The organism is Mesorhizobium sp. M5C.F.Cr.IN.023.01.1.1, assembly GCF_003997585.1.
In the GTDB taxonomy this organism is placed as follows: Bacteria; Pseudomonadota; Alphaproteobacteria; order Rhizobiales; family Rhizobiaceae; genus Mesorhizobium; species Mesorhizobium wenxiniae.
Genome location: NZ_RZSU01000103.1, coordinates 1 through 21285 on the forward strand (window position 1 = coordinate 1; position 21285 = coordinate 21285).

The following is a 21285-nucleotide window of genomic DNA, read 5'->3' on the forward strand; positions in this document are numbered from 1 at the left end:
CTTGTAGACATTGGGGTCGTGTCTTGAGAGCCGACTGCGATCGATCAATGTCAGACCGGAAACAGGAGTGCCGAAAGCAACGCAGCGACATACAGTCCGACCCCGAAGGACAGATGAGTCATGAGGCCGCGCAGACGCGCAGTGTGCGGGTTGGGAGTTTTCGAGGCTGCAATTCCGGCTCCAAAGGCTGGCTGCATTAGGAAGAATGGGGCGACGACAGTGGACATGCCGACAAGAAGGGCGGGAAGCAATGTCGGATATCGTGCCCAGTCGATGCCCAATACTCCCATCAGCAATGCAGCAAAGACGATGCCGATAGCGTAATGCGCGACCCATCCAATCGGCGTTTCGCCCCGAATTTGGGGCGCCTGCGCGATATTCGCATGCGCGAAACGGCCTCGCGGAAAGTGCCCGATCCAGCGGCCGACCCAGGCATAATCAAGCGGCGGAATCGCGAACGCGCGCTTCAGAAACAGCCCCCAAAGATCCATCACCGCCGTCGCGCCCGCTCCGATCGCGGCCGCGCGGACAACGAACTCCAACTGCTCGTTCATTTCTATGCTCCTGTCCTACCGGTCGAACATTAGCTGGATAAGATCGTTCATTCAACACATTGATTGATTGATTAATTGAATTATGGTAGCCATGCGATATGAAAAAGGCAGACGTTCATCACCCTATCTTTGACGAAATAGCGGATCTCGCCCGCACGCTGGGACATCCACATCGGCTGGTTCTTCTCCGTCACATTGCCGACGGCGAACTCGCCGTGGAGCAGCTGACGCAACTTTCCAGGATCGCGTTGGCCAACACGTCGCAGCATCTTCAGCACCTCAAGCGGGCCGGCTTGGTGCAGACTCGGCGAGACGGGAAACGCGTGCTCTATCGTTTGGCCGATGGCCCGATCGAAAACGTGCTCGCCGCCCTGCGAAGCCTTGCGAACCATAGGCGCGAGCAAATCCGCGAGCTTATCAATGACACTATGAGCCGGCCGGACAGGCTGGAGAACATCTCGCGCGAGGAACTCGTGCGCCGCATGCGGGACGACGAAATCGTGCTGCTCGACGTTCGGCCGCAGGAAGAATACGCAGCCGGACATTTGCCGGGTGCGATCAACATTCCCGTGGGTGAGCTGGAACAACGACTTGCAGAGCTTCCACGGGAAAAGGTCATCGTTGCCTATTGCCGTGGTGTCCAGTGCGTTCTCTCTGCCGACGCGCTGGCTATCCTGAGGGCGCGAGGCTGGGCCTCACGCCGGTTCGAAGGTGGTTTTCCCGAGTGGCTGACGTCAAGCCTGGATGTCGACGGCATGAACTACGAAAGCGGCTGACAGAAGCCGTGGTCGGCGTCCGGCGCTCCCGACCTCCTCGGGGCGAGGCCGAAACCAAATTCAAGCTTCACCCGATCGTGGCTCGAGCTTCCTCGCTTCCTTCATGTTCGGCAGAAAAACCGTCAGCAGCCCGAGCAGCGGCAGGTAGGAGCAGACCTGAAAGACGAAGTCGATGCCTTTCATGTCGGCGACGACGCCGAGCACGGCGGCGGCGATGCCGCCCATGCCGAAGGCCAAGCCGAAGAAGATACCGGCGATCATGCCGACGCGGCCGGGCACCAGTTCCTGCGCGAAGACGACGATGTTCGAGAATGCCGAGGACAGGATCAGGCCGATCAGCACCGTCAGGATCATCGTCCATTCGAAATTGGCGTAGGGCAGAGCCAGCGTAAAGGGCAGCACGCCGACGATGGAGAACCAGATCATCGCCTTCTGTCCGTAGCGGTCGCCGAACGGGCCACCGAGCAGGATGCCCAGCGCCGAGGCGCCGAGGAACAGGAACAGCATGACCTGCGACATCTGCACCGAAACGCCGAATTTATCGATGGCGTAGAAGGTGTAGTAGCTGGCGAGGCTGGCGATGTAGGCGTTCTTGGTCAGCACCAGCAAGGTCAGCACCGCCAACGCGCCCATCACTTTGCGGCGCGGGAAGGGCGAGACAAAACCTGCCGCCTTGCGGTTGGCGAGCGAGGCGCGCAGGCGGCTGTACCAGCCGCCGACCCGCCACAGCACGATGATACCGAGCAGCGATCCGACGGCAAACCACGCTATGCTGGTCTGGCCGAAAGGCACGACGATGAAGGCAGCCAGCAGCGGCCCGATGGCCTGGCCGAAGTTGCCGCCGACCTGGAACAGAGATTGCGCCAGACCGAACCTGCCGCCCGAGGCGAAGCGGGCGATGCGCGAGGATTCCGGGTGGAAGATCGCCGAGCCGATGCCGATCAGCGACGCGCCGATCAGCAGCAGCCAATAGTGTCCGGCATAGGCCAGCACGATCAGGCCGATCAGCGAGGACGCCATGCCGTAGGGCAGCGAATAGGGCATCGGCCGCTTGTCGGTGACCATGCCGATCAGCGGCTGCAGCAATGAGGCCGTCACCTGGAAGGTGAAGGTCAAAAGGCCGATCTGCCAGAAATCGAGACCGTAATTGTCTTTCAGCAGCGGGTAGATGGCCGAGAGCAGCGACTGCATGATGTCGTTGACACAATGGCAGAAGCTCACCGCAAGAATGACGCTGAAGGCCGTCGCTTGCGCCGAAGTGTGGCTGGCCGTCGCAGGCGTGGCGGCGGTGGTGGCTGTCGTATCGGTCAAGGCATGCTCCGTGGTCTTTTTGGCGGGCGCTCGCGCAGGCGGCCTCATAGCCGGGTTGCCTTATAAGTCACTTGCCGGGCGACTTCTTTCGTGGTTTGGTCCAATAGTTTCGCGAGTGGGCCATTACTCAATGCCGCGTGGCAATGAAATCTTCAAAGTGGGCGACACCGATCTCGGCCAGTTTGCCGAACTCGGGCAGTTGCATGAGCGCCGCTGGCAGTGGCTGGAGCAGGCAGTCGGGCCAGCGGTGGCCCTGCCGACCGAATATCCCGACGGCTACCACGTCCCTCAGCACCGTCACAGTCGCAGTCAGTTGCTGCATGCGCTTGTCGGCGTCGTGCTGGTGACGACGCGGCATGGGCGCTGGATGGTGCCTCCCGATCATGCCATGTGGATTCCCGCCGGCACCGAGCATTCCGTCGAGATGCTTGGCGACGTCAGCATGCGCTCGGTCTATGTGATGCCGGACGCCATTGCGGGGCTGCCGCATGGACTCCGCGTCGTCGGCATTACAGATCTGATGCACAGCCTGATCGTGGAATCGGAAAAGCTGCCGCAGGGCGCCGAGCTGGAGGGGCGCGGCGGGCTGATCATGAGCCTCCTGCTGCATGAAATCCCGAACCTGCCGGAACGGCCGCTCGGCCTGCCTTTTCCTTCAGATCCAAAGCTTGCGGCACTGTGCCGGCGCTTCGTCGCAGCACCCTCGCCGCACGCGACAATCGACGAATGGGCCGATATCGTCGGCATGAGCCGCCGTTCCTTCACCCGCGCCTTTCATCGCCAGACCGGATTGTCGCTGTCGACATGGCGCCAGCAGGCCTGCCTGTTCGCGGCCTTGCCGAGGCTGGCCGATGGCGAGCCGATCACAAGGGTGGCGTTCGACCTCGGCTATGACAGCGTGCCGGCCTTCATCACCATGTTCAAGCGTATGCTGGGGGCATCGCCGGGGGGCTATATGCGAGGGTCAAGGGACAATATCAGGGTGTCGAACGGGTAACGCACGACCCCGAACCTTCGGTTCGCTTCAGCGAAATCGGAACCGATTTCGCTGGGGATCATGCGCAAAATCAAAGTGCTACAGCGTCCTTTGCGCGTCCGCTGGACGCGCGGCGCTGTAGCGCTGGCAGATTTCAGTCGAACAGGCTCGATACCGATTCCTCGGTCGCCGTGCGCGAGATCGCCTCACCCATCAGGTCGGCGATGGAGATGACGCGGATGTTGCTGGCGTCGAGCACCGCCTGGGTCGGCTGGATGGAATCGGTAATGACCAGTTCCTGCAGCTTCGAGGCACCGATGCGGGCGATGGCGCCGCCCGACAGAACGCCATGGGTGGTGTAGGCAGTGACGCTGGTGGCGCCGGCGGCAAGCAGTGCATCGGCCGCATTGCACAAGGTGCCGCCCGAATCGATGATGTCGTCGATCAGCAGGCAATCCTTGCCGCGCACGTCGCCGATGACGTTCATGACTTCCGATTCACCGGGGCGCTCGCGACGCTTGTCGACGATGGCGAGTTGAGCATCGATGCGTTTGGCAAGCGCGCGGGCGCGGACCACGCCACCGACATCCGGCGACACGACCATGACATTGGCAAGCTGCTTATATTTCGCCTTCACGTCGCGGGCCATGACCGGCACCGAGAACAGGTTGTCGGTCGGGATATCGAAGAAGCCCTGGATCTGGCCGGCGTGGAGATCCAGCGTCAAGACGCGATCGACGCCCGCCCGCGTGATCATGTTGGCGACCAGCTTGGCCGAGATCGGCGTGCGGCCCGAGGCGCGGCGATCTTGCCTGGCATAGCCGAAATAGGGAATGACCGCCGTGATGCGCTTGGCCGACGAGCGCATAAAGGCATCGATCATGATGAGCAGTTCCATCAGGTGATCGTTGGTCGGGAACGAGGTGGACTGCAGGATGAAGACATCCTCGCCGCGCACATTCTCCTGGATCTCGACGAAGATTTCCTGATCGGCGAAGCGCCTGACGCTGGCTTTGCCCAGCGGGATGTTGAGATAGCGGGCGACCGCTTCGGGCAGCACCCTGTTGGAATTGCCCGCGAAAAGCTTCATGCACCGTTCCTGGTGAAGGATGGAGACTCTGGCAGACTCTCTTGAGCCCCTTAGTCGGGGCTTTTAGCGGCCCGTGCCGGTATTGCAAGCGTCGTGATCGGAATCCGCCGGCTAATCTCAATAAACGTCTACGACGAGGAAAGCCGGCAACATGTCAGCCCGCCAGTCACCCCGCTTGGCCGCCAAGCCATGTGGCAAACTGGTCGATCGTCTGGTCGGCGATCGCCTGCATGGTCTCCGGCGCGACCGCAGCCCAGCCTTCTCCACCATTGGCCGAGGGCGCCTTCTGCTGGCCATTGATGCGATGCAGCCGGTTGCCTGCCGGGTCATAGACGTCCCAGACATAGATGACGGTGGTGTCCTTGCCTTCCGACATCGTCGAGAAATAGCCCTTCAGCACGTGCGTAGGGGTCTGGCCGGCGCTACCGGCCAAGGTGATGCCGCGCTGCTTGGCTCGCGTCTGAAGCTCCGCGGTCAGCGGTGTCGCGGCTTCCACCGAGGCGCCGACGATCGGCGCTACCTGCAGGCGGGTTCGTGCGATGACGGCGGCGCTCTTTGCCGGCGGCACGGTCGTGGTTGCGGGCTGCGCAGTGGCGGAAGGCTCAGTTGCTGCGGAAGGCTGCGCGGTCGTTGCAGGTGTGGTGGGCGTTGCAGCCGTGCCGGTTCCGGTCGTTGGTACGGCCTGTGTCGACTGCGAGGCGATGGCGGAGGGTTCGAGAACGTCCTTCGCGTTGGTGCAGGCGGCCAGCATCAGCGCCGCGAGCAATGACACGGTCGTCACATGCGATCGCCTCATTTGCCTCAAAACTCCCTGGCGATGAACGCCCCTTGCATTCTTACCATTATGGATTCATTGCACAATCAAGTCGAGATCATGGCGGGACAGCGGTTTCGGCTGCGATTCGGTCGTTAGATACGTGCGGCCGAGCGTCATTGCCGTCTCGGTTTCGGAGTCCATGATGATCATGTGGGCGAACAGCGTCATGTTTGGCGCGATGGGTTCGGGATTGCCCTGATAGAACATCGGCATATCCATCCATGATGGGGTGAAGCGGGCGCCGAGCGAATAGCCGCAGGCGTTGAGCCGGTGTTTGGTCAAGTTGTGCGCCTCGAGTGTGCGGGCATGCGCATCGAACACGTCGCCGAAGGTATTTCCGGGCGTCATCGCCTTTTCGACGGCCAGAAGTGCGGCGCGTGCGGCATCGAACAGTTCCTGGTGACGTTTCGACACCTTGCCGGTCAGCACCGTGCGCATCATCGCAGCATGGTAGTGGTGGAAGACGCCGGCCCATTCGAGCGTCACCTGGTCGTTCTTGCTCAGCTTGCGACGGCCGGCCTTGTAACGGCAAAGCAGCGCGTCCACGCCAGAGCCGATGATGAACTCGTTCGCCGGATAATCGCCGCCGCCGGCAAAGATCGCGCCCTGCATGGCAGCAAGGATCAGGGCTTCGTCGCCACCCTGCTTGATCAGCGGCAGGGCCGCATCCAGCGCGTCGTCGGCGAGATTTGCAGCCTTTTCCACCTTGGCGATTTCGGCCGGGCTCTTGAACAGGCGCAGCCGGCTGACGATGCCGGACGCGTCCGCGATCTGGCCAAAGGTCTGCAATTGCTCGTCCAGGCGCCGGCCATTGTAGGCGGTCAGGCCGTGGGTGTCGTATTCGACTCCGATGCGGGCGCCGAGCAGGTCGAGATCGTTGAGCAAATTGCGCAGGTCGATCGCCGGATTGGCGCCGTCGCGATCGGTCCACAGCACGATGTTGTCGATAATCGAGGTGTGGCGCGCCTGGCGCAGATCGGCCGAGCGCGTGAGCAGGATCATCGAACCGTCTGCCTTCACCACCAGGCACTGAAAGAAGCAGAAGCCGAACGTATCGTAGCCGGTCAGCCAGTACATGCTCTCCTGCGCAAACAGCAGGACGGCATCGAGCTTCTTCTCGGCGATCTCGATCATCAGCCGATCGCGCCGCGCGTCAAATTCCGACCGTTCGAAATGCAGCGCCATTATTCAGTCTCCAAAACGATTGCCGAAATCTGCCGCCCGTAATCCGGCTCCTTGCGATGCGTGCTGCGCCGGTAGGAATAGAACAGATCCTCCTCGGCGTAGGTGCAGCGTCCAAGCCCATCGGCGGTGACGCCGGCTCGAGTTAGCCGATCGACCGTATAGAGGTTGAGGTCGAACATTGCATGTCCCGACTTTGCGGACGGCGCGAAATAGCTGATATTGTTGGGGTCGGCCTCGACGAAGCGGGCGATGAATTCCGGCCCGACTTCATAGTTTTCGGGGCCGATGGACGGACCGAGAACCGCAACGATGCGCTCGCGCCGGGCACCGAGGCCCTCCATCGCCGCAATGGTGTTTTCCAGCACGCCCGACAAGGCGCCCTTCCAGCCGGCATGGGCTGCGCCGATAACATGCGCCTCGGCATCGGCGAACAGCACCGGTCCGCAATCGGCGGTCGAGGCGCCGACTGCGATGCCTGACCGGTCGGTGACGACGGCGTCGGCCCTCGGCCGCTCGCCGGGAAAAGGCTCCCTCGCGATGATGACGTCGGGCGAATGGATTTGGTGGGCGGTCAAGAGATGGCTCGGGGGCACACCCATCCAGTCGGCGACGCGGCGGCGGTTCTCGGCTACCTGCGTCTGGTCGTCGCTCGAGCCGGTGCCGATGTTGAGGCCCCGATAAATGCCGCTGGAGACGCCGCCGACGCGGGTGAAATAGCCGTGGCGAATGCCTCGCGCCCGCGCCTTTTCCAGCAAGGGCGACCGAACGGGATCCGGTTTGGTCTGATTCAGCATGGCGGCCGTTGTTGTCCGTGCGGGCGATTTCGTCAAGCGACAGTCCAAAGATCGCGACAATCCAAGATGGGCTACAGTCCAAAGATCGGCGCAGTCCAACATGGGCGACAGCATGGTTGGAAATTGGGAGAGTGGGAGAGGCGGCAGCGAAAAGTCAATCCGCCGTTGCAAAGGGCGGAACGGCGATGCCGGCAGGCAGGACGGCAAGCACCTTGAACAGGCCGCCCATGGCTTGCGGGCCGGCGAGGCGTTCGACCTCGCCTGCAATCTTTTCGCGAGCCGCTTCATCGGCATTGGCGCCGAGCTGGCCGGCGCGTTCGAGAAGACCCATTTCCACCAGGAATTCGCCTTGCGTGGAAAGATGGGCATCGAGGCCGTGCGCCCGCACAATCGCGGCAAGGGCGGCGAAATCGACATGGGCGGTGAGATCGGCTTCGCCCGGATTGGCCAGCACATCTTCGTGATCGTGCTTGCGCAAGGCCTGCAACGTGTCGCCGATCCCTGGTCGGAGGTAGCCATAGTCGAGGAACAGGCCGGCGCCACCGAGCCAGGCCAATCGCTCAGCGATGGTCGCCATCAGCGCGGCTCGGGCCGGCGCGACCTCGACGATCGCGCCCTGTGGTGCGTTTTCGGCATCGTCCGGCAACAGCATCGCATCGACTGAGCCGGCGCCGGCGAAGAAGTGCAATTCGTCCGCGCTGTCGAGGCCGATCATCCGTTCGCGCCAGCCTGTTCCGGCACGGACGAACTGGCGGATCGGCACCGCGTCGAACAATTCGTTGCCGACGATGAAAAGCGGGGTCTGCGGCAGCGTGTCGATGCTCTCGTGCCAGCCGATCGTCGCCGGCGTGGCGGCAAGCGTTTGCCTTTGCACATCTGCCAGTCGCGGGCTGGTCTCGATCATGGCGAACGATGCGCCGGCGGTCAGCGCCGGATCGAGCCGCGAAAGCGTGCGCAGCATGTCCTTCATCAATGTGCCCCGGCCGGGGCCGATCTCGGCGATGGTGACCGGCATCGGCCGGCCGGTCGCCAGCCAGGCTTCGTAGAGCCAGACAGCGACCAGCTCGCCGAACATCTGGCTGATCTCCGGCGCGGTGACGAAGTCGCCGGCCGCCCCGAACGGCTCGCGCGTCGTATAGTAGCCGTCTTGCGGATCGAACAGGCAAAGCGCCATGTATTGGTTGACGGGGATCGGCCCCGCCGCACCGATCAGCTCGACGATGCGGGCTTTCAGTCGGGTCATACCGGCTGTGGCTGTGTAACCGGCTTTGCCGTCGCCATCGCCCAGATGCCGGCCAGCAGCATCGGCAGCGACAGCACCATGCCCATCGTCAGCCAGCCGGTGCCGAGGAGGTAGCCGAGCTGCTGATCGGGCTCGCGGAAGAATTCGACGAAGATGCGCGAGAGACCGTAGCCGGCGATGAAGGCGCCGCCGACGAAGCGCGGCGTCTTCAGCTTGAGCCTGGAATGGGTGAGGAAGCGCAGGACCAGGAACAGCACCAGGCCTTCAAGCAGCGCCTCGTAGATCTGGCTCGGATGGCGCGCAAATGGCCCGCCATTGGGGAATTCGACGGCCCATGGCACGTCGGTCGGCCTGCCCCAGAGTTCGGAGTTGATGAAATTCGCCATGCGGACGAGGCCAAGGCCGACCGGCACGCCGGCCGCCACCACGTCGAACAGCGACCATGTGCGGATACCGCGCGACCAGGAAAACAGCGTCATGGCGAGGATGACGCCGAGCAGCCCGCCATGGAACGACATGCCGCCCTGCCAGACGGCAAGGATATCGAGCGGATGGGCGATGTAACGTGGCAGGTCGTAGAACAGCACGTAGCCGACACGCCCGCCAAGCACCACGCCGATGGCCGCCCACACGATGAAGTCGTCGAGGTCCTCGGGTTTCATAGGCACCGTGCCGTTGGGCCAGAGCCTTGCATTGGTGACGAGCCGCTTGGCATACCACCAGGCGAAGAGAATGCCGACGATGTAGCCGACGCCATACCAATGCACCGCCAGCGGCCCGATCTTGACGATGACCGGGTCGATATTGGGAAAGGGCAGGGCGGCCAACGGCAGCATAAAATATTCGCTCAACAGGCTCTCCCGGTTGCGATCGTGTTCGGGCGCGGACCATGCGGCAGGGTTTTGGCGCGGTCAAGGCGACGTGGATGCTTGCATTCCGCGTCGAGCGCCACTACGTCAAATCGAGCAAGCGAGGATTTGCCATGTCGACCGGACCGAACCGCATTCTCGATGAATTCGCCAAGCTGATGACCGACGCTGCGGGTGCCGCGCAAGGCGTGCGCCGCGAAGTGGAAACCGCCTTCAAGGGGCAAGCCGAGCGTGTTCTCAACTCAATGGACCTGGTGCAGCGCGAAGAATTCGAGGCCGCTCGCGATATGGCGGCGAAGGCCAGGGAGGAAAACACCCATCTCGCTGCGCGCATCGAGGCGCTCGAGGCGAAGCTCGCCGAATTGACCGGACAGGCCGCACCTGCGGCTGCGGCAAAGCCCAGATTAAAAAAATAATCGTTAAACTTTTCCACAAAGCACAATCGCAAAAAGCGCTTTGTCGTGAATCGCTTACCGGCATTGCGTGAATCTTTGTGACAGCGGCTTTCCACATGCGAATGACGCAGTGCGAAAAATTGGGCTGGTCACGCGACTCCCGATCAATAGACTGAATTTGTTGCATGATTCGGAGCAGGGTCATGCGCCGGGCGGTGGGGTCCGGTCTGGGGTCTTTGCGTTGACGAAGTCCCGGCCGTCCGAGTTCTAGACAGAATTGTTCGTCGTGTGTGCCCCGCGGAGCGTGTGGGTTCCCCCTGAACGATAGGAAGCATTCCATGGAACTTCTCGAACTCGAATTCTCGCGCGAAATCCATCCCGTGGATGTTATTGAGCAGGTGGCTCACAACAACGACTGGTCCTTCGAACGGGCCGGCGACGACGAGATTTCGATTTCGGTTGCCGGAAGCTGGACCGACTACCACGTCTCATTCTCCTGGATGGAGGATTTCGAGGCGCTGCATCTGGCCTGCGCCTTCGACATCAAGGTGCCGGAGGCGCGCGCGCTCGAGGTGATGCGGCTGCTTTCGCTGATCAACGAGCAGATGCTGTTCGGCCATTTCGACCTCTGGGAACAGGAGGGCGCGATCATGTTCCGCCAGTCGCTGCTGCTCGCCGGCGGGGTCGAGCCGTCGAGCCAGCAGGTCGAGGTGCTGTTGTCGTCGGCACTCGAAGCCTGCGAATGCTATTTCCAGGCGTTCCAGTTCGTCGTCTGGTCGGGAACCTCGGCCAAGGATGCGCTGGCCGGCGTGCTGTTCGAGACCTACGGAAACGCCTGAGCCAGGCCTGACCCTCAATGAGTTCGAGCAGCCAGCGCAAGCCCGAGATCAGCTTCGCCGATTTCGACCGGGTCGATATCCGCGCCGGCACGATCGTCGAGGCCGAGCCGTTCCCCGAGGCGCGCAAGCCGGCGATTAAGCTGAAGATCGATTTCGGCGCGGCGATCGGGGTGAAGAAATCGTCGGCGCAGATCACCAAATATTATGCACCCGAGACGCTGATCGGCCGGCAGGTGTTCGCGGTGGTCAATTTTCCGCCGCGGCAGATCGGACCCTTCATATCGGAAGTGCTGACGCTTGGCTTTCCCGACGAGGAGGGTGCCGTCGTCCTCGGCGCAATCGAACGCAGGGTGCCCGACGGCGGCCGGTTGTTTTAGCTTCATCATCCACGGGCGGAGCGGGAGCGAAGCGGACGCGCAGACCTGAGGATCCATGCCGCAGCAGTGGTCGATGAATAGGACGGTCCAGAATCGCGTTGTTCTTTCCTTGGCCGCTCCTGTGGAGCAAGGCGGCTCGCCGCCGCCTCAACCAACTAGTTCTTCACCGAAGGGGCCGCTCGCAGGTCACGGAATGGATCCTCGGGTCTGCGCGTCGGCTTCGCCGCCGCTGCGCCCGTGGATGACGAAAGGTAATGTCAGTTTTCGCGTGGTGCCCAGCGCCTCTTCAACCGTCTCCAGGAACATTTCCGCGCACGCCTTCCAACTATAGCGCATTGCCCGTTGGCGCGCCTCGGCGCGGTCGACGTGGAGCGCGGCGAGCGCCGCTTCGCGCAAATCGTTCGACACCGCTCCGCCAACCCCGTCGCCGACAATGTCGATCGGTCCGGTCACCGGATAGGCTGCGACCGGCGTGCCGCTGGCCAGCGCCTCGATGATGACATTGCCGAACGTGTCGGTGCGGCTGGGAAAGACGAAGACATCGGCTGAGGCGTAGATTTCGGCCAGTTCGTCGTTCGGGCGGTGGCCAAGGAAATGGGCATCGGGGTATCTGGCCTTGAGCCTGGCCAGTTCCGGCCCCTCGCCGACGATCACCTTGCTGCCGGGCAAATCCAGGTCGAGAAAGGCGGTCAGGTTCTTTTCGATCGCAACGCGGCCGACACAGAGGAAGATCGGTCGCTTGAGCCCCAGATCCTTCCTCTTGTCCGGGCGGAAATGGTCGGTGTCGACGCCCCGCGTCCATGGCCTGAGCTTGGTGAAGCCGCGCGCCGCCAGATCGTCCGCCAGCGATTGTGTGGCGACCAGCGTGCCTTGTCCGGAATTGTGGAAGTCGCGAAGCCAGCGATAGGCCCAGGCTTCCGGTATTGGCAGCCGCGCGCTCAGATATTCCGGAAAGCGCGTGTGATAGCTTGTCGTGAACGGCCGGCCGGCCTTGCGGCAATAGCGCCGCGCCATGATGCCGAGCGGGCCTTCGGTGACGATATGGATATGATCGGCGTTGCGCGCTTCGATCAGGCGCGCGACGTGTCTTGGCCTCGTCAGCGCCAGCCGGATATCCGGGTAGGTCGGCAGGGGCAAGGTGCGAAATATGTTCGGGGTCAGGAAGTCCGTCTCGACGTCGAAGGATTTGAGGGTTTCCGAAAGCCGTTCCAGCGTGTGGACGACGCCGTTGACTTGCGGGCGCCAGGCGTCGGTGACCATCAGGATGCGCATAGCAGCCCTTTGCTTGAAAGGTCGTCGGTTCCCTTGATGCGAGGCCGCAAGGCCGAATCAATCAGGATCACGCGCTTCATGCGCGCTCTTCAGCATGGTTTCATGACGCCCCGATGAAAGCATAGCCGATGGCCGTCTACAACCACTGGAAAGCACGATGCGTAGGTTCAAAGTGTCAGAGCGTACTTTGTGCGTCCAATTGGACGCACGTCGCTCTAATCAGGCCGGAACCTTGATGACGGCGCGCAAGCCGCCGAGCGGGCTCTTGTCCAGCATGATGTCGCCGCCATGGCTACGGGCAATGTCGCGTGCGATGGCAAGGCCAAGGCCGGTACCGCTTGCATCGAGATTGCGGGCCTCGTCAAGCCGCACGAAAGGCTTGAACACGTCCTCGCGCTTTTCGGGCGGAATGCCCGGACCGTCGTCGTCGATGGTGACGAGCAGCGAGCCGCGGCCGTGGTTGGCGTTGATCTCAACCGTCTTGGCGTAACGGAAGGCGTTGCCGACGACATTGGACAACAGCCGGGCAAAGGCGTGGGGGCGCACATGCAAATTTGGGTCGCCGGCGAGCGTGGTCGACAGTTTGCGTTTGCGCAGCGTGGCCTCCTCGCCGAGCTTGTCGAAATAGGCTTCAAGATTGAAACGGCCGGCGTCTTCCGTCGCCTCGCCGCGGGCAAAGGCGAGATAGCCTTCCAGCATCGACTGCATGTCATCGATATCCTGGCCGAGCGCCTCGGTGTCGGCCTTGGTCCCGGTCAGCGCAAGCTGCAGCTTGAAGCGGGTGAGGATGGTTCTCAAATCATGACTGACCCCGGTCAGCATGGCGGTGCGCTGTTCGAGCTGGCGTTCGATACGTTCGCGCATCTGGATGAAGGCAAAGCCGGCGCGGCGAACCTCCTCGGCGCCGCGCGGCCGGAAATCGAGCGGCATCGGCCGGCCCTTGCCGAAACTTTCGGCGGCCTCGGCCAGTGTCAGGATCGGCCGGATCTGATTGCGCAGGAATGGGATGGCGATCATCAGCAGCACCAGCGAGGTGCCGACCATCCAGATCAGGAAAATGTGCGTGTTCGAGGCATAGGCCTGGCTGCGGCGCACGAAGGCGCGCAGCACCTTGCCCTCGAGCTGGACACGGACCTCGATGATGTTGGAATTGCCGACCGTATCTATCCAGAACGGACGGTTGATCTGATGGGTGATCTCGGACGAGAGAATTTCGTCGAGGATCGAGAAGAACGGCTTTGGACCGGGCGCCGGCAGCGGATCGGGCGGAAGCAAGTCGATCTTCAGCTGCATGCGATCCTGCGCGATGCGGATGATGTTGGCGTAGTCGGCGTCGTTCGGATAGGTTTCCACCAGGTCGACGATCGCGGCAATGTCGCGGACCGTGGCCTGCGACAGGCGCTGTGTCACGGTCTGCCAGTGGCGTTCCATGAAAACAAAGGCGAGGACCGATTGCAGCAGGATCATCGGTGCGATGACGATGATCAGCGAGCGGGCATAGAGCCGCTTCGGCATGTAAAGCGAAACGAGGCGCCAGAACCGTTTCCAGGCGAGCGGCACCGCCTTCAGTACCCGCGTGGCGCGAGCGCTCAAGCCGCGATCTCCCGGCCGTTCCAGTTGCGTGGTCGCCATTCGCCCTTTTTGCTCATCTTCAGCCACTCAACAAGGGGCTGTGGGCGTCAGTCTATTCCACGCTGAGCCGATACCCAATACCGCGCACGGTCTGCAGCCAAACCGGATTGGACGGATCGCGTTCGATCTTGCGGCGCAGCCTGTTGATCTGGACGTCGATGGTGCGTTCGCCGACTTCGGACTCGTCGCCGACAAGCTCATGACGCGGTATCGTTTCGCCGGCCCGCGCCGCGAAGATCGCCAGGATCTCCTGCTCGCGGTCGGTCAGCTTCAGAGCCTCGCCGCCGCGCTTGAGCTCCCGCCTGGCGATCTGGAACGTGTAGGGGCCGAAGACCAGTTGCTCGACTTTGGGCGTCGTTGCCGGACCGCCGCGGCGCAGGATGTTGTTGATGCGCAGGATCAATTCGCGGGGATCGAAAGGCTTCGGCAGATAGTCGTCGGCTCCGGCCTCGAGCCCGGTAATCCGGCTGTCGGTCTCGGAGAGCGCGGTAAGCATCAGGATCGGCACGTTCTTGCTTGCCCGCAGCGCCTTGGCCAGATCGACACCGGTTTCGCCAGGCATCATGATATCGAGCACGAGCAGATCGAAATCGAGGCCGGCGAGCTTGCGCCGCGCTTCGCCGGAATTTCCGGCAACGGTGACGCGAAAGCCGTTTTCGGTCAGATATTGTTTGAGAAGATTGCGGATACGGGTATCGTCATCAATCACCAGCAGATGCGGCGCGTCGTCGTCCGGTGCTGCCGGTTGATCAACCCTTTCAATGGTCTCCATGGCTTTTCCCTGACGTTTTTGCGGGCACAATGTCGATCTGCGCTCTTAGTTCCGGATTGACCATTGCTTCCAGGAAGCGCTCGATCAAGGTGCGTTCGGTGGCTCCGGCATCTTCCAATGCAGCATGGATGCGGCGTGACTGTGGCCGTGCCAGCGCCAGTGCCAGAGCGCGGCCCTTGGCTGTCGGATAGAGCTCGCGCTGGCGGCGGTCGCGCGGGCCCTGCAGCTGGACGATGTGGTCGGTGTCGATCAGTTGCTTGAGCACGCGCGCCAGGCTCTGCTTGGTGATCTTCAGCACGTCGAGGAGTTCGGCGACCGTCAGGCCAGGCCTGCGATTGACGAAATGCAGAACCCGGTGATGGGCCCGGCCGAAGCCATAGTCGGACAGGATCTGGTCCGGATCGGAGGTAAAGTCGCGATAGGCGAAGAAGAACAGTTCGATGATGGCAAAGTCGATGCCGTCCTCGTCGGTGATCGCCGTCCTGATCGGTTTTCCGGCTGGGTGGCTGCGATCTGTCATCTTTTCTCCGTGCGAAGGGGAAATTATGTCAGTACTATTGACGTAATTTCCCGGCAATGCTAATTTTTGACAAGCTTTTCGGCGGATTGCGAACGAAAAGGCAAGGGAAGGCCGTTTTTCCGGAACTTCCTGTGTTTGCCAGAGCTTATATATCCGCCTACGCTTCGAGATACCGGCCGCCCGGCGCGGCTGACAAGAAACGCGCAACGATAATGTGCGGGCGGGCGCCCGCGGGAGGTTACCATGGCATCCGTTCCCTTTGACCAAATGGACGGCTTCATCTGGATGAACGGCGAGTTCGTCAAATGGGCCGACGCCAAGATCCACGTGCTGACCCATGGCCTGCACTACGCCAGCGCGGTGTTCGAGGGCGAGCGCGCCTATGGCGGCGAGATTTTCAAGCTGACCGACCACAGCGAGCGCCTACACGAATCGGCACGCCTGCTCGGCTTCAAGATTCCTTATTCGGTTGCCGAGATCGACGACGCCTGCCGCACGCTGTTGAAGAAGCAGGGTTTCCAGGATGCTTATGTCCGGCCGATCGCCTGGCGCGGTAGCGAACAAATGGGCGTTTCGGCGCAAAACAGCCGGATCAACTGCGCCATCGCCATCTGGCAGTGGCCGAGCTATTTCGATCCGGCACAGAAGCTGAAGGGCATCCGCCTCGATCTGGCCGAATGGCGCCGCCCCGATCCGCGCACCGCGCCGTCGAAATCCAAGGCCGCCGGCCTCTACATGATCTGCACCATGTCCAAGCATGCCGCCGAAGCCAAGGGCTATGCCGACGCCATGATGCTCGACTGGCGCGGCCAGGTTGCGGAAGCGACCGGCGCCAATATCTTCTTCGTCAAGGACGGCAAGATCCACACGCCCACCCCCGATTGCTTCCTCGACGGCATCACCCGCCGTACGGTGATCGGCCTTGCCAAGGATCGCGGCTTCGAGGTGATCGAGCGCACCATCATGCCGGAAGAGCTTGAAGGCTTCCAGCAGTGCTTCCTCACCGGAACAGCGGCCGAGGTGACGCCCGTTTCAGAGATCGGTCCATACCGATTCGAGGTGGGTGAAATTGCCAAGACTCTGATGAACGACTATTCTGCGGCCGTTCAACCCAAGCACGCAATCGCCGCAGAATAACGAAAGTCACAGCTTTTTTTATAAGTAGGGGCGGTTTTCGGGCCGCCCCTTTTATTTAAGCACTTCTGCATTTGACTTTCGTCCAATTCGGCGTCTCATGATGCTGTCGGCCCGGGAGGCTGGCAGCTATGGAGGGACTGGTAATATGGACATGAACACGCTTCTTCCGATCATTGTTCAGGTGATTATGGGTATCATCGGTGGCCAGGCGGTGGGCGCGGCGATCAAGACAGCGGCAGTGGGGCAGCTTACCAAAATCCTGGGCGGCGCCCTTGGCGGCGTCGGCGGTGCGGCCATCCTCGGCAGCCTGCTCGGCGGTGGCACGATCGATCCGGCTGCAGCCGCAGCGGCAACGAGCGGATTGGGCAGCGCGCTGAATGTGCAGAACATCCTCGGCGGTGCCGGTGGTGGCGCCATTCTGACAGCCATCATCGGCGCGGTCATGAATGCGACGAAGAAGTCAGCCTAGCGGTTTCGGGCTTTTGCATGGGCGGCTTCGGCCGCCCATTTCTTTTTTGCGTTGTGGCGACAGCCGGATGCGGTGGACGACGTTCGCGTGTGGATCTACATCAGGGGCGACACAGCGAAAGGACGATCATGGGTCAGCTCAACGCCGGCGTCGTGCCAGTCACGGCCTTCCAGCAAAACTGCACCATCCTCTTCGACATGGACGACAGACAAGGCGTCGTCGTCGATCCGGGCGGCGACATCGAGAAGGTGCTGGCGGTGCTCAAGAACAATGCGATCAACGCCGGCGCGATCTGGATCACGCATGGTCATATCGACCATGCCGGCGGCGCCATGGAGCTGAAGGAGGCGCTCGGCGTCGAGATCATCGGCCCGCATGAGGCCGACCGTCCGTTGCTTGCCAATCTCGAGAAACAGGCGAAACACTACGGCATCACCGATCCGGTGCGCAATTGCGTGCCCGACCGCTTTCTCAGCGAAGGCGATACCGTGTCGTTAGGCCAGCACGCGTTCGAAGTCTTTCATTGCCCCGGCCACGCGCCCGGCCATGTCGTCTACTACAATCGTGCTGCTAAGTTCGCCCATGTCGGTGACGTGTTGTTTCGCGGCTCGGTCGGGCGCACCGACCTGCCGGGCGGCGACCACGCCGCGCTGATCGCCTCGATCAAGGACAAGCTTTTGCCGCTCGGCGACGACATCGGCTTCATCTGCGGCCACGGTCCCGGCGGCCGCTTCGGCGAGGAGCGCCGGAGCAATCCATTCCTGATTTAAAACGCGTTGCGGCTGAGGAGCCTCACGCGACGCGCATCGGTCTCCTGCCTTTATGCATGACTACGACCAAAAAGCGCTGGCCTGGCGGACAGCGCTTTTGTTTGGGGGCAGGGAAGCCTCAGTTCGCGGTGCAGAAATGCTGTTCGCCGTCATAGCCGGTGAACGTGCCGGTGCGGGCGTTGAAAGAGCGGTAGCGATCCGAACAATATTCATACCAGCCACGGGTCCATGGCTCGGCATAGCCGTCATTATAGACGACTCGCGGTTCCGCGTAGTAGCGGCGCACCGGGGCGGGCCGTGGATAACGACCATAATCGTCATAGCCGGAGTCGTAATAGCTGGGCTGCGGGTTGTTGAGCGCACCAACGATCAGGGCGCCGGCCGCGAGGCCAAGGACGCCTGCCGCGATCGCATCGCCATTGCCACGATGGTGGTGCCGGTGACGCCAGTCACCAGCGCTGGCCGCTGGCAAGGTCGCGAGCGTGGTCGCAACAATCGCGGCGGACAGGATGGTGGTCTTGAAAATTCGGTTCATGTCGGTCTCCTTCGTGCCGGCCCGGGTAATCTGGGGGATGCGGTCCGGCTTTACCGAAGCTAATAGGCGACCGTGGCTGAACGGGGGCTGAACGAAATTGACGGGATGGGATCAGTCGATATTCATCGATCAGGCATGGCGCAAGGCACAAATATCGTACGCTCAACAAGGAGCGGACCTGCACGAAGGGGACCGTCCGACGCTGTCTCGAGCTCGGCTCAGCCGACCGACAGGTTGACGGCTTTCGGACCCTTGCCGCGTTTGTCCGGCTCGGTGTCGAATGTTACCTTCTGCCCATCCTCAAGACCGGGAAGACCCGACGCCTGCACGGCCGAAATGTGGACGAAGACATCCTTCGCGCCATCATCCGGCGTGATGAAGCCGAAGCCTTTGGCATGATTGAAGAATTTGACGGTGCCGGTCTGCGGCATGGGAAGCTCCTTTGATCCCATCAAGTCCAGTCTCGGGCCGGCAAATGCCCGAGTGGAAATTTGTCCTTTATTTTAGCGCTATCGGCAAGAGAAAGTTTTGCGAGCATTGGCATGCCGCCCTGCCACGAAAAAGGCGCGACGAAAACCGCCGCGCCTTCGAAACTCGGGTCCGGCCCTGAAAGCCGGTTCAAGGCCTTTGGAAGGGCCTCATTCCTGGCACGTCCGGGCGGACGTGCGCGCGCCGACGGTTCAGTCCGCGCGGAGATTGACCGCCTTCGGCCCCTTGCCCATGCGGTCGGGCTCGACGTCGAAGGTGACCTTCTGGCCATCGACGAGCGTGCGCAGGCCCGAAGCCTCGATCGCGGAGATGTGGACGAACACGTCCTTGGCGCCGTCATCTGGCGTGATGAAGCCGAAGCCTTTGGTAGCGTTGAAGAATTTAACGGTGCCGGTCTGGGCCATTGGGGAAACTCCTTCACCCGTGTCAGTCTTTGTGGTTTGCCCGCCGCCTGACGCCGTGGGCAAGTCCGGTGGTTGCTTCGGCAGTCATGCATTGGCGCATGGTCAAAACCCCCCGCCGAAAAACGGGGCCGTCAGAGATTCACAGTATCGGGGAAAGGTCGTCCAAAACGTTCCGCTCTCCGGGTCGCAAATGCCCGAACACGAAATTTATCGCACGGAAAGGTGATCGTTGCAAGGCAGCGTCCGCGGGCCGCCCCATGGGCGCATTCCGACGCATGGCATCGATAGGACGGGGTGCTCGCCCGGTCATCGGCCAGCGCCTGGCCACGCATGGTCCAACGGGCTGGAGCTTGCAAACAGGGATTGCATTTGGCGGTGGAATGGCGAGGATCGGCTTGGAGCGGAGCGCGCGCGTTTGCGCCCGGAGCGGGGGCTCGAGGGAGATATAGTTATGAAATTTCTCGCGGCAATCTTCTCGCGGCAGGGTTTTGCCATCCTGTTGCTGTCGGCAGTTCTTGCAGCCTGCACAGCCGTGGTGGTGGAGGAAGGACCGGGGTACCGCCCGCCAAGGCCAGGGCCGCAATTCTGCACCAGGCAGTATGATCCGGTCTGCGCCCGGCGCGGTGGGGACCGCCAGACCTTCGCCAATGCCTGCCTTGCCGAGCGGGCCGGGTATCGCATCATCCGCGACGGCCAGTGCCGCGACGGCGGCGGCGGTGGCGAAGAGCAGACATTCTGCACGCGCGAATATGCCCCCGTCTGCGCACGCCGCCGTGGCGAATTGCGCACCTTCCCCAACGCCTGCGAGGCTCGCGCCGCCGACTATCGCATCGTCGACGACGGTCCCTGCTGAGAGGCTGGCTTCCTCCCCGTTTCCGGACGGGGAGGAAGCCATCTATCAACCGGACACAGGCAGGTGAGGGTAGAAGCCGCTCCTGCCTCTACGCCGGCAGCCTCGCTCTATGGCAATGGGCGATGAACTCGGCCCTAGCCAATCCTGACCATATGGCTTCGACGTGTGTGATCTTTGATCCGATCCGCGCGGTGGCTGGATGAATGCCGGGCTGCTCATCCGTCCGCCGCTAGCCCTTTGACTTCGGCTTCAAACCGGCCGAGCCGAAGGCGATGCCGGCTTTGCTGCCGCCTTGTCCTTCTTGGGCTTGCGTGTCTCGCGGTTGCTGCGCTGTTGACCCTTCGCCATTTCCTGGTCCCTCGTGATTGGTTAACGGTGGCGGCTGATGTGGGTCCTAAAGCGCGTCGCGTTGAAAAGGATTCAGCCGACGCGCTTTAAGTTTTTGTTTTTACGCATGTCGTTGTCCCAAAACCGCTTCGCACGTTTGGGCGACATGCATTAGGCGCTCGGATTGTCGGCCACTTCGAGATTGTCTTCCGTGGTGACCCGCTCGTAGGCCTCCTCGTCGCTGCGGATGCGGTATTGCGGCGAGCCGTCCTTGACTGGCAGCTTGCTCTTGATTTGGAACAGCCCTGCGGTCTTCTGGACAAGGCCGGTGCGGCTCTTCATGCGAACGGTCTGGCCGATCGCGAAAAGATGCGCGGGCGTGTCGGTGCGCGGGCGCGCGTTCTGCTGGAAGCGGATCATGCAGCATTCTCCTAGTCGCGCTTCGGCGCGGTTTCGAGTTCGGCGAGGTCGATGGCGACAAATTGGCTGGTCTGGCTTTTCACCGTCCTTGCCGGCAGATGGATGAACGTGGCGACACGGCGCCAGGCAAGCCACGACATGCTATCGATAAGCTCCTCATCGTGGTCGATGTCGTAGTCGCCGGCCGGCAATTTTCCTTCCAGGCCGCCGAGCATGAAGGGTGCCTCGAAATGCGCTATGGAATGGGTAGTTCGGCCAGACATTCTCGTGCCTCGAATTCTCGTTTCCGGCTTGGATCCGATAGGTGATGCCCGCTTTGCGGCACCGGGACTTAAACGTCGTGTGTCCCTGTATCGGCAATTTGGGTATCGGCGATCTGGATGAGTTTGACGGGTCGAGAACCTCTGACGCCGCGAGATGCCAAGCTTGGCCCAAAAAAACGATCTCAATTCTTTAATC

At 62.0% G+C, this 21285-nt stretch carries 26 protein-coding genes and 1 pseudogene; 10 read left to right on the forward strand and 17 right to left on the reverse strand.

Features of this window, described 5'->3' with window-relative positions; translation table 11 throughout:
* Nucleotides 1-50 precede the first annotated feature (50 nt).
* The gene (locus EOA78_RS28560; RefSeq protein WP_127318301.1) at nt 51-554 is read right to left on the reverse strand and encodes a DUF2938 domain-containing protein; all 504 of its coding nucleotides are present in this window, start codon (nt 552-554) and stop codon (nt 51-53) included.
* 98 nt (nt 555-652) lie between these two features.
* Here EOA78_RS28560 and EOA78_RS37375 point away from each other — a divergent pair.
* Together EOA78_RS37375 and EOA78_RS37380 are read left to right on the forward strand one after the other, a co-directional pair.
* Nucleotides 653-856: pseudogene (locus EOA78_RS37375) on the forward strand (helix-turn-helix domain-containing protein); the annotation flags it as partial.
* 126 nt (nt 857-982) lie between these two features.
* On the forward strand, nt 983-1330 hold the full coding sequence (locus EOA78_RS37380; RefSeq protein WP_245477793.1) for a rhodanese-like domain-containing protein: 348 nt from the start codon (nt 983-985) through the stop codon (nt 1328-1330).
* 60 nt (nt 1331-1390) lie between these two features.
* Here EOA78_RS37380 and EOA78_RS28570 read toward each other — a convergent pair whose 3' ends face one another.
* Nucleotides 1391-2641 (reverse strand): MFS transporter, encoded by a 1251-nt coding sequence (locus tag EOA78_RS28570; RefSeq protein WP_164783976.1) that lies wholly within the window; start codon nt 2639-2641, stop codon nt 1391-1393.
* A gap of 130 nt (nt 2642-2771) precedes the next feature.
* Between EOA78_RS28570 and EOA78_RS28575 the strand changes: the two genes are divergently transcribed.
* Nucleotides 2772-3638, forward strand: a complete 867-nt coding sequence (locus tag EOA78_RS28575) for a helix-turn-helix transcriptional regulator (RefSeq protein ID WP_127318307.1) — start codon at nt 2772-2774, stop codon at nt 3636-3638.
* A 133-nt stretch (nt 3639-3771) separates the two neighbouring features.
* On the opposite strand, the gene EOA78_RS28580 is transcribed toward EOA78_RS28575, so the two are convergent.
* The 6 genes from EOA78_RS28580 to lgt form a co-directional block, all read right to left on the reverse strand.
* Nucleotides 3772-4707 carry a ribose-phosphate pyrophosphokinase gene (locus tag EOA78_RS28580; RefSeq protein ID WP_127318309.1) on the reverse strand — a complete coding sequence of 312 codons (936 nt, stop codon included), beginning with the start codon at nt 4705-4707 and terminating at the stop codon, nt 3772-3774.
* Nucleotides 4708-4873: 166 nt separating this feature from the next.
* Nucleotides 4874-5503, reverse strand: a complete 630-nt coding sequence (locus tag EOA78_RS28585; protein WP_127318311.1) for a hypothetical protein — start codon at nt 5501-5503, stop codon at nt 4874-4876.
* Between the two features lie 54 nt (nt 5504-5557).
* Nucleotides 5558-6709 (reverse strand): Xaa-Pro peptidase family protein, encoded by a 1152-nt coding sequence (locus EOA78_RS28590; protein WP_127318313.1) that lies wholly within the window; start codon nt 6707-6709, stop codon nt 5558-5560.
* The gene (gene pgeF / locus EOA78_RS28595; RefSeq protein WP_127318315.1) at nt 6709-7503 is read right to left on the reverse strand and encodes a peptidoglycan editing factor PgeF; all 795 of its coding nucleotides are present in this window, start codon (nt 7501-7503) and stop codon (nt 6709-6711) included. Before pgeF ends, EOA78_RS28590 begins: the two co-directional genes overlap by 1 nt.
* A gap of 154 nt (nt 7504-7657) precedes the next feature.
* The gene (locus EOA78_RS28600) at nt 7658-8746 is read right to left on the reverse strand and encodes a class I SAM-dependent methyltransferase (protein WP_127318317.1); all 1089 of its coding nucleotides are present in this window, start codon (nt 8744-8746) and stop codon (nt 7658-7660) included.
* Nucleotides 8743-9597, reverse strand: a complete 855-nt coding sequence (gene lgt / locus EOA78_RS28605; RefSeq protein ID WP_127318319.1) for a prolipoprotein diacylglyceryl transferase — start codon at nt 9595-9597, stop codon at nt 8743-8745. Before lgt ends, EOA78_RS28600 begins: the two co-directional genes overlap by 4 nt.
* Nucleotides 9598-9728: 131 nt before the next feature.
* On the opposite strand from lgt, the gene EOA78_RS28610 reads away from it, so the two are divergent.
* The 3 genes from EOA78_RS28610 to EOA78_RS28620 all read left to right on the forward strand — a co-directional run bounded on the left by EOA78_RS28610 (nt 9729) and on the right by EOA78_RS28620 (nt 11226).
* A complete protein-coding gene (locus tag EOA78_RS28610) occupies nt 9729-10031 on the forward strand; it encodes an accessory factor UbiK family protein (RefSeq protein WP_127318335.1) in 303 nt (100 codons plus the stop codon).
* Between the two features lie 317 nt (nt 10032-10348).
* Nucleotides 10349-10849: a YbjN domain-containing protein gene (locus EOA78_RS28615; RefSeq protein WP_006202532.1), complete on the forward strand. Its 501-nt coding sequence runs from the start codon at nt 10349-10351 to the stop codon at nt 10847-10849.
* A 17-nt stretch (nt 10850-10866) separates the two neighbouring features.
* Entirely contained in the window at nt 10867-11226 is a 360-nt protein-coding gene (locus EOA78_RS28620) for a tRNA-binding protein (RefSeq protein WP_127211543.1), read from the forward strand.
* A 186-nt stretch (nt 11227-11412) separates the two neighbouring features.
* Here the strand turns inward: EOA78_RS28620 and EOA78_RS28625 are convergent, their stop codons facing one another.
* The 4 genes from EOA78_RS28625 to EOA78_RS28640 form a co-directional block, all read right to left on the reverse strand.
* Nucleotides 11413-12498, reverse strand: coding sequence for a glycosyltransferase family 1 protein (locus EOA78_RS28625; protein WP_245477791.1), 1086 nt, complete (start codon nt 12496-12498; stop codon nt 11413-11415).
* Between the two features lie 219 nt (nt 12499-12717).
* Entirely contained in the window at nt 12718-14130 is a 1413-nt protein-coding gene (locus EOA78_RS28630) for an ATP-binding protein (RefSeq protein WP_127211541.1), read from the reverse strand.
* Nucleotides 14131-14182: 52 nt separating this feature from the next.
* A complete protein-coding gene (locus EOA78_RS28635) occupies nt 14183-14902 on the reverse strand; it encodes a response regulator transcription factor (protein WP_036267167.1) in 720 nt (239 codons plus the stop codon).
* Nucleotides 14889-15422 (reverse strand): MarR family transcriptional regulator, encoded by a 534-nt coding sequence (locus EOA78_RS28640; protein WP_029349986.1) that lies wholly within the window; start codon nt 15420-15422, stop codon nt 14889-14891. The genes EOA78_RS28635 and EOA78_RS28640 overlap by 14 nt, the downstream gene beginning before the upstream one ends.
* Nucleotides 15423-15665: 243 nt before the next feature.
* On the opposite strand from EOA78_RS28640, the gene EOA78_RS28645 reads away from it, so the two are divergent.
* The 3 genes from EOA78_RS28645 (at nt 15666) to EOA78_RS28655 (ending at nt 17798) form a co-directional block, all read left to right on the forward strand.
* A complete protein-coding gene (locus EOA78_RS28645; protein ID WP_029349987.1) occupies nt 15666-16559 on the forward strand; it encodes a branched-chain amino acid aminotransferase in 894 nt (297 codons plus the stop codon).
* A gap of 145 nt (nt 16560-16704) precedes the next feature.
* Nucleotides 16705-17028, forward strand: coding sequence for a hypothetical protein (locus EOA78_RS28650; RefSeq protein ID WP_127318323.1), 324 nt, complete (start codon nt 16705-16707; stop codon nt 17026-17028).
* A 128-nt stretch (nt 17029-17156) separates the two neighbouring features.
* Nucleotides 17157-17798, forward strand: coding sequence for an MBL fold metallo-hydrolase (locus tag EOA78_RS28655; protein ID WP_127318325.1), 642 nt, complete (start codon nt 17157-17159; stop codon nt 17796-17798).
* Nucleotides 17799-17916: 118 nt separating this feature from the next.
* Here EOA78_RS28655 and EOA78_RS28660 read toward each other — a convergent pair whose 3' ends face one another.
* The 3 genes from EOA78_RS28660 to EOA78_RS28670 all read right to left on the reverse strand — a co-directional run bounded on the left by EOA78_RS28660 (nt 17917) and on the right by EOA78_RS28670 (nt 19226).
* A complete protein-coding gene (locus EOA78_RS28660) occupies nt 17917-18333 on the reverse strand; it encodes a BA14K family protein (protein ID WP_127318327.1) in 417 nt (138 codons plus the stop codon).
* 218 nt (nt 18334-18551) lie between these two features.
* Nucleotides 18552-18764 (reverse strand): cold-shock protein, encoded by a 213-nt coding sequence (locus EOA78_RS28665; RefSeq protein ID WP_008877668.1) that lies wholly within the window; start codon nt 18762-18764, stop codon nt 18552-18554.
* Nucleotides 18765-19013: 249 nt separating this feature from the next.
* Nucleotides 19014-19226, reverse strand: a complete 213-nt coding sequence (locus tag EOA78_RS28670; protein WP_023799871.1) for a cold-shock protein — start codon at nt 19224-19226, stop codon at nt 19014-19016.
* 451 nt (nt 19227-19677) lie between these two features.
* Here EOA78_RS28670 and EOA78_RS28675 point away from each other — a divergent pair, with 451 nt between their 5' ends.
* Entirely contained in the window at nt 19678-20079 is a 402-nt protein-coding gene (locus EOA78_RS28675; protein ID WP_127318329.1) for a Kazal-type serine protease inhibitor domain-containing protein, read from the forward strand.
* A 498-nt stretch (nt 20080-20577) separates the two neighbouring features.
* On the opposite strand, the gene EOA78_RS28680 is transcribed toward EOA78_RS28675, so the two are convergent.
* Together EOA78_RS28680 and EOA78_RS28685 are read right to left on the reverse strand one after the other, a co-directional pair.
* Entirely contained in the window at nt 20578-20826 is a 249-nt protein-coding gene (locus EOA78_RS28680) for a hypothetical protein (RefSeq protein ID WP_127318331.1), read from the reverse strand.
* Between the two features lie 11 nt (nt 20827-20837).
* On the reverse strand, nt 20838-21089 hold the full coding sequence (locus EOA78_RS28685) for a hypothetical protein (protein WP_127318333.1): 252 nt from the start codon (nt 21087-21089) through the stop codon (nt 20838-20840).
* Between the last annotated feature and the right edge of the window lie 196 nt (nt 21090-21285).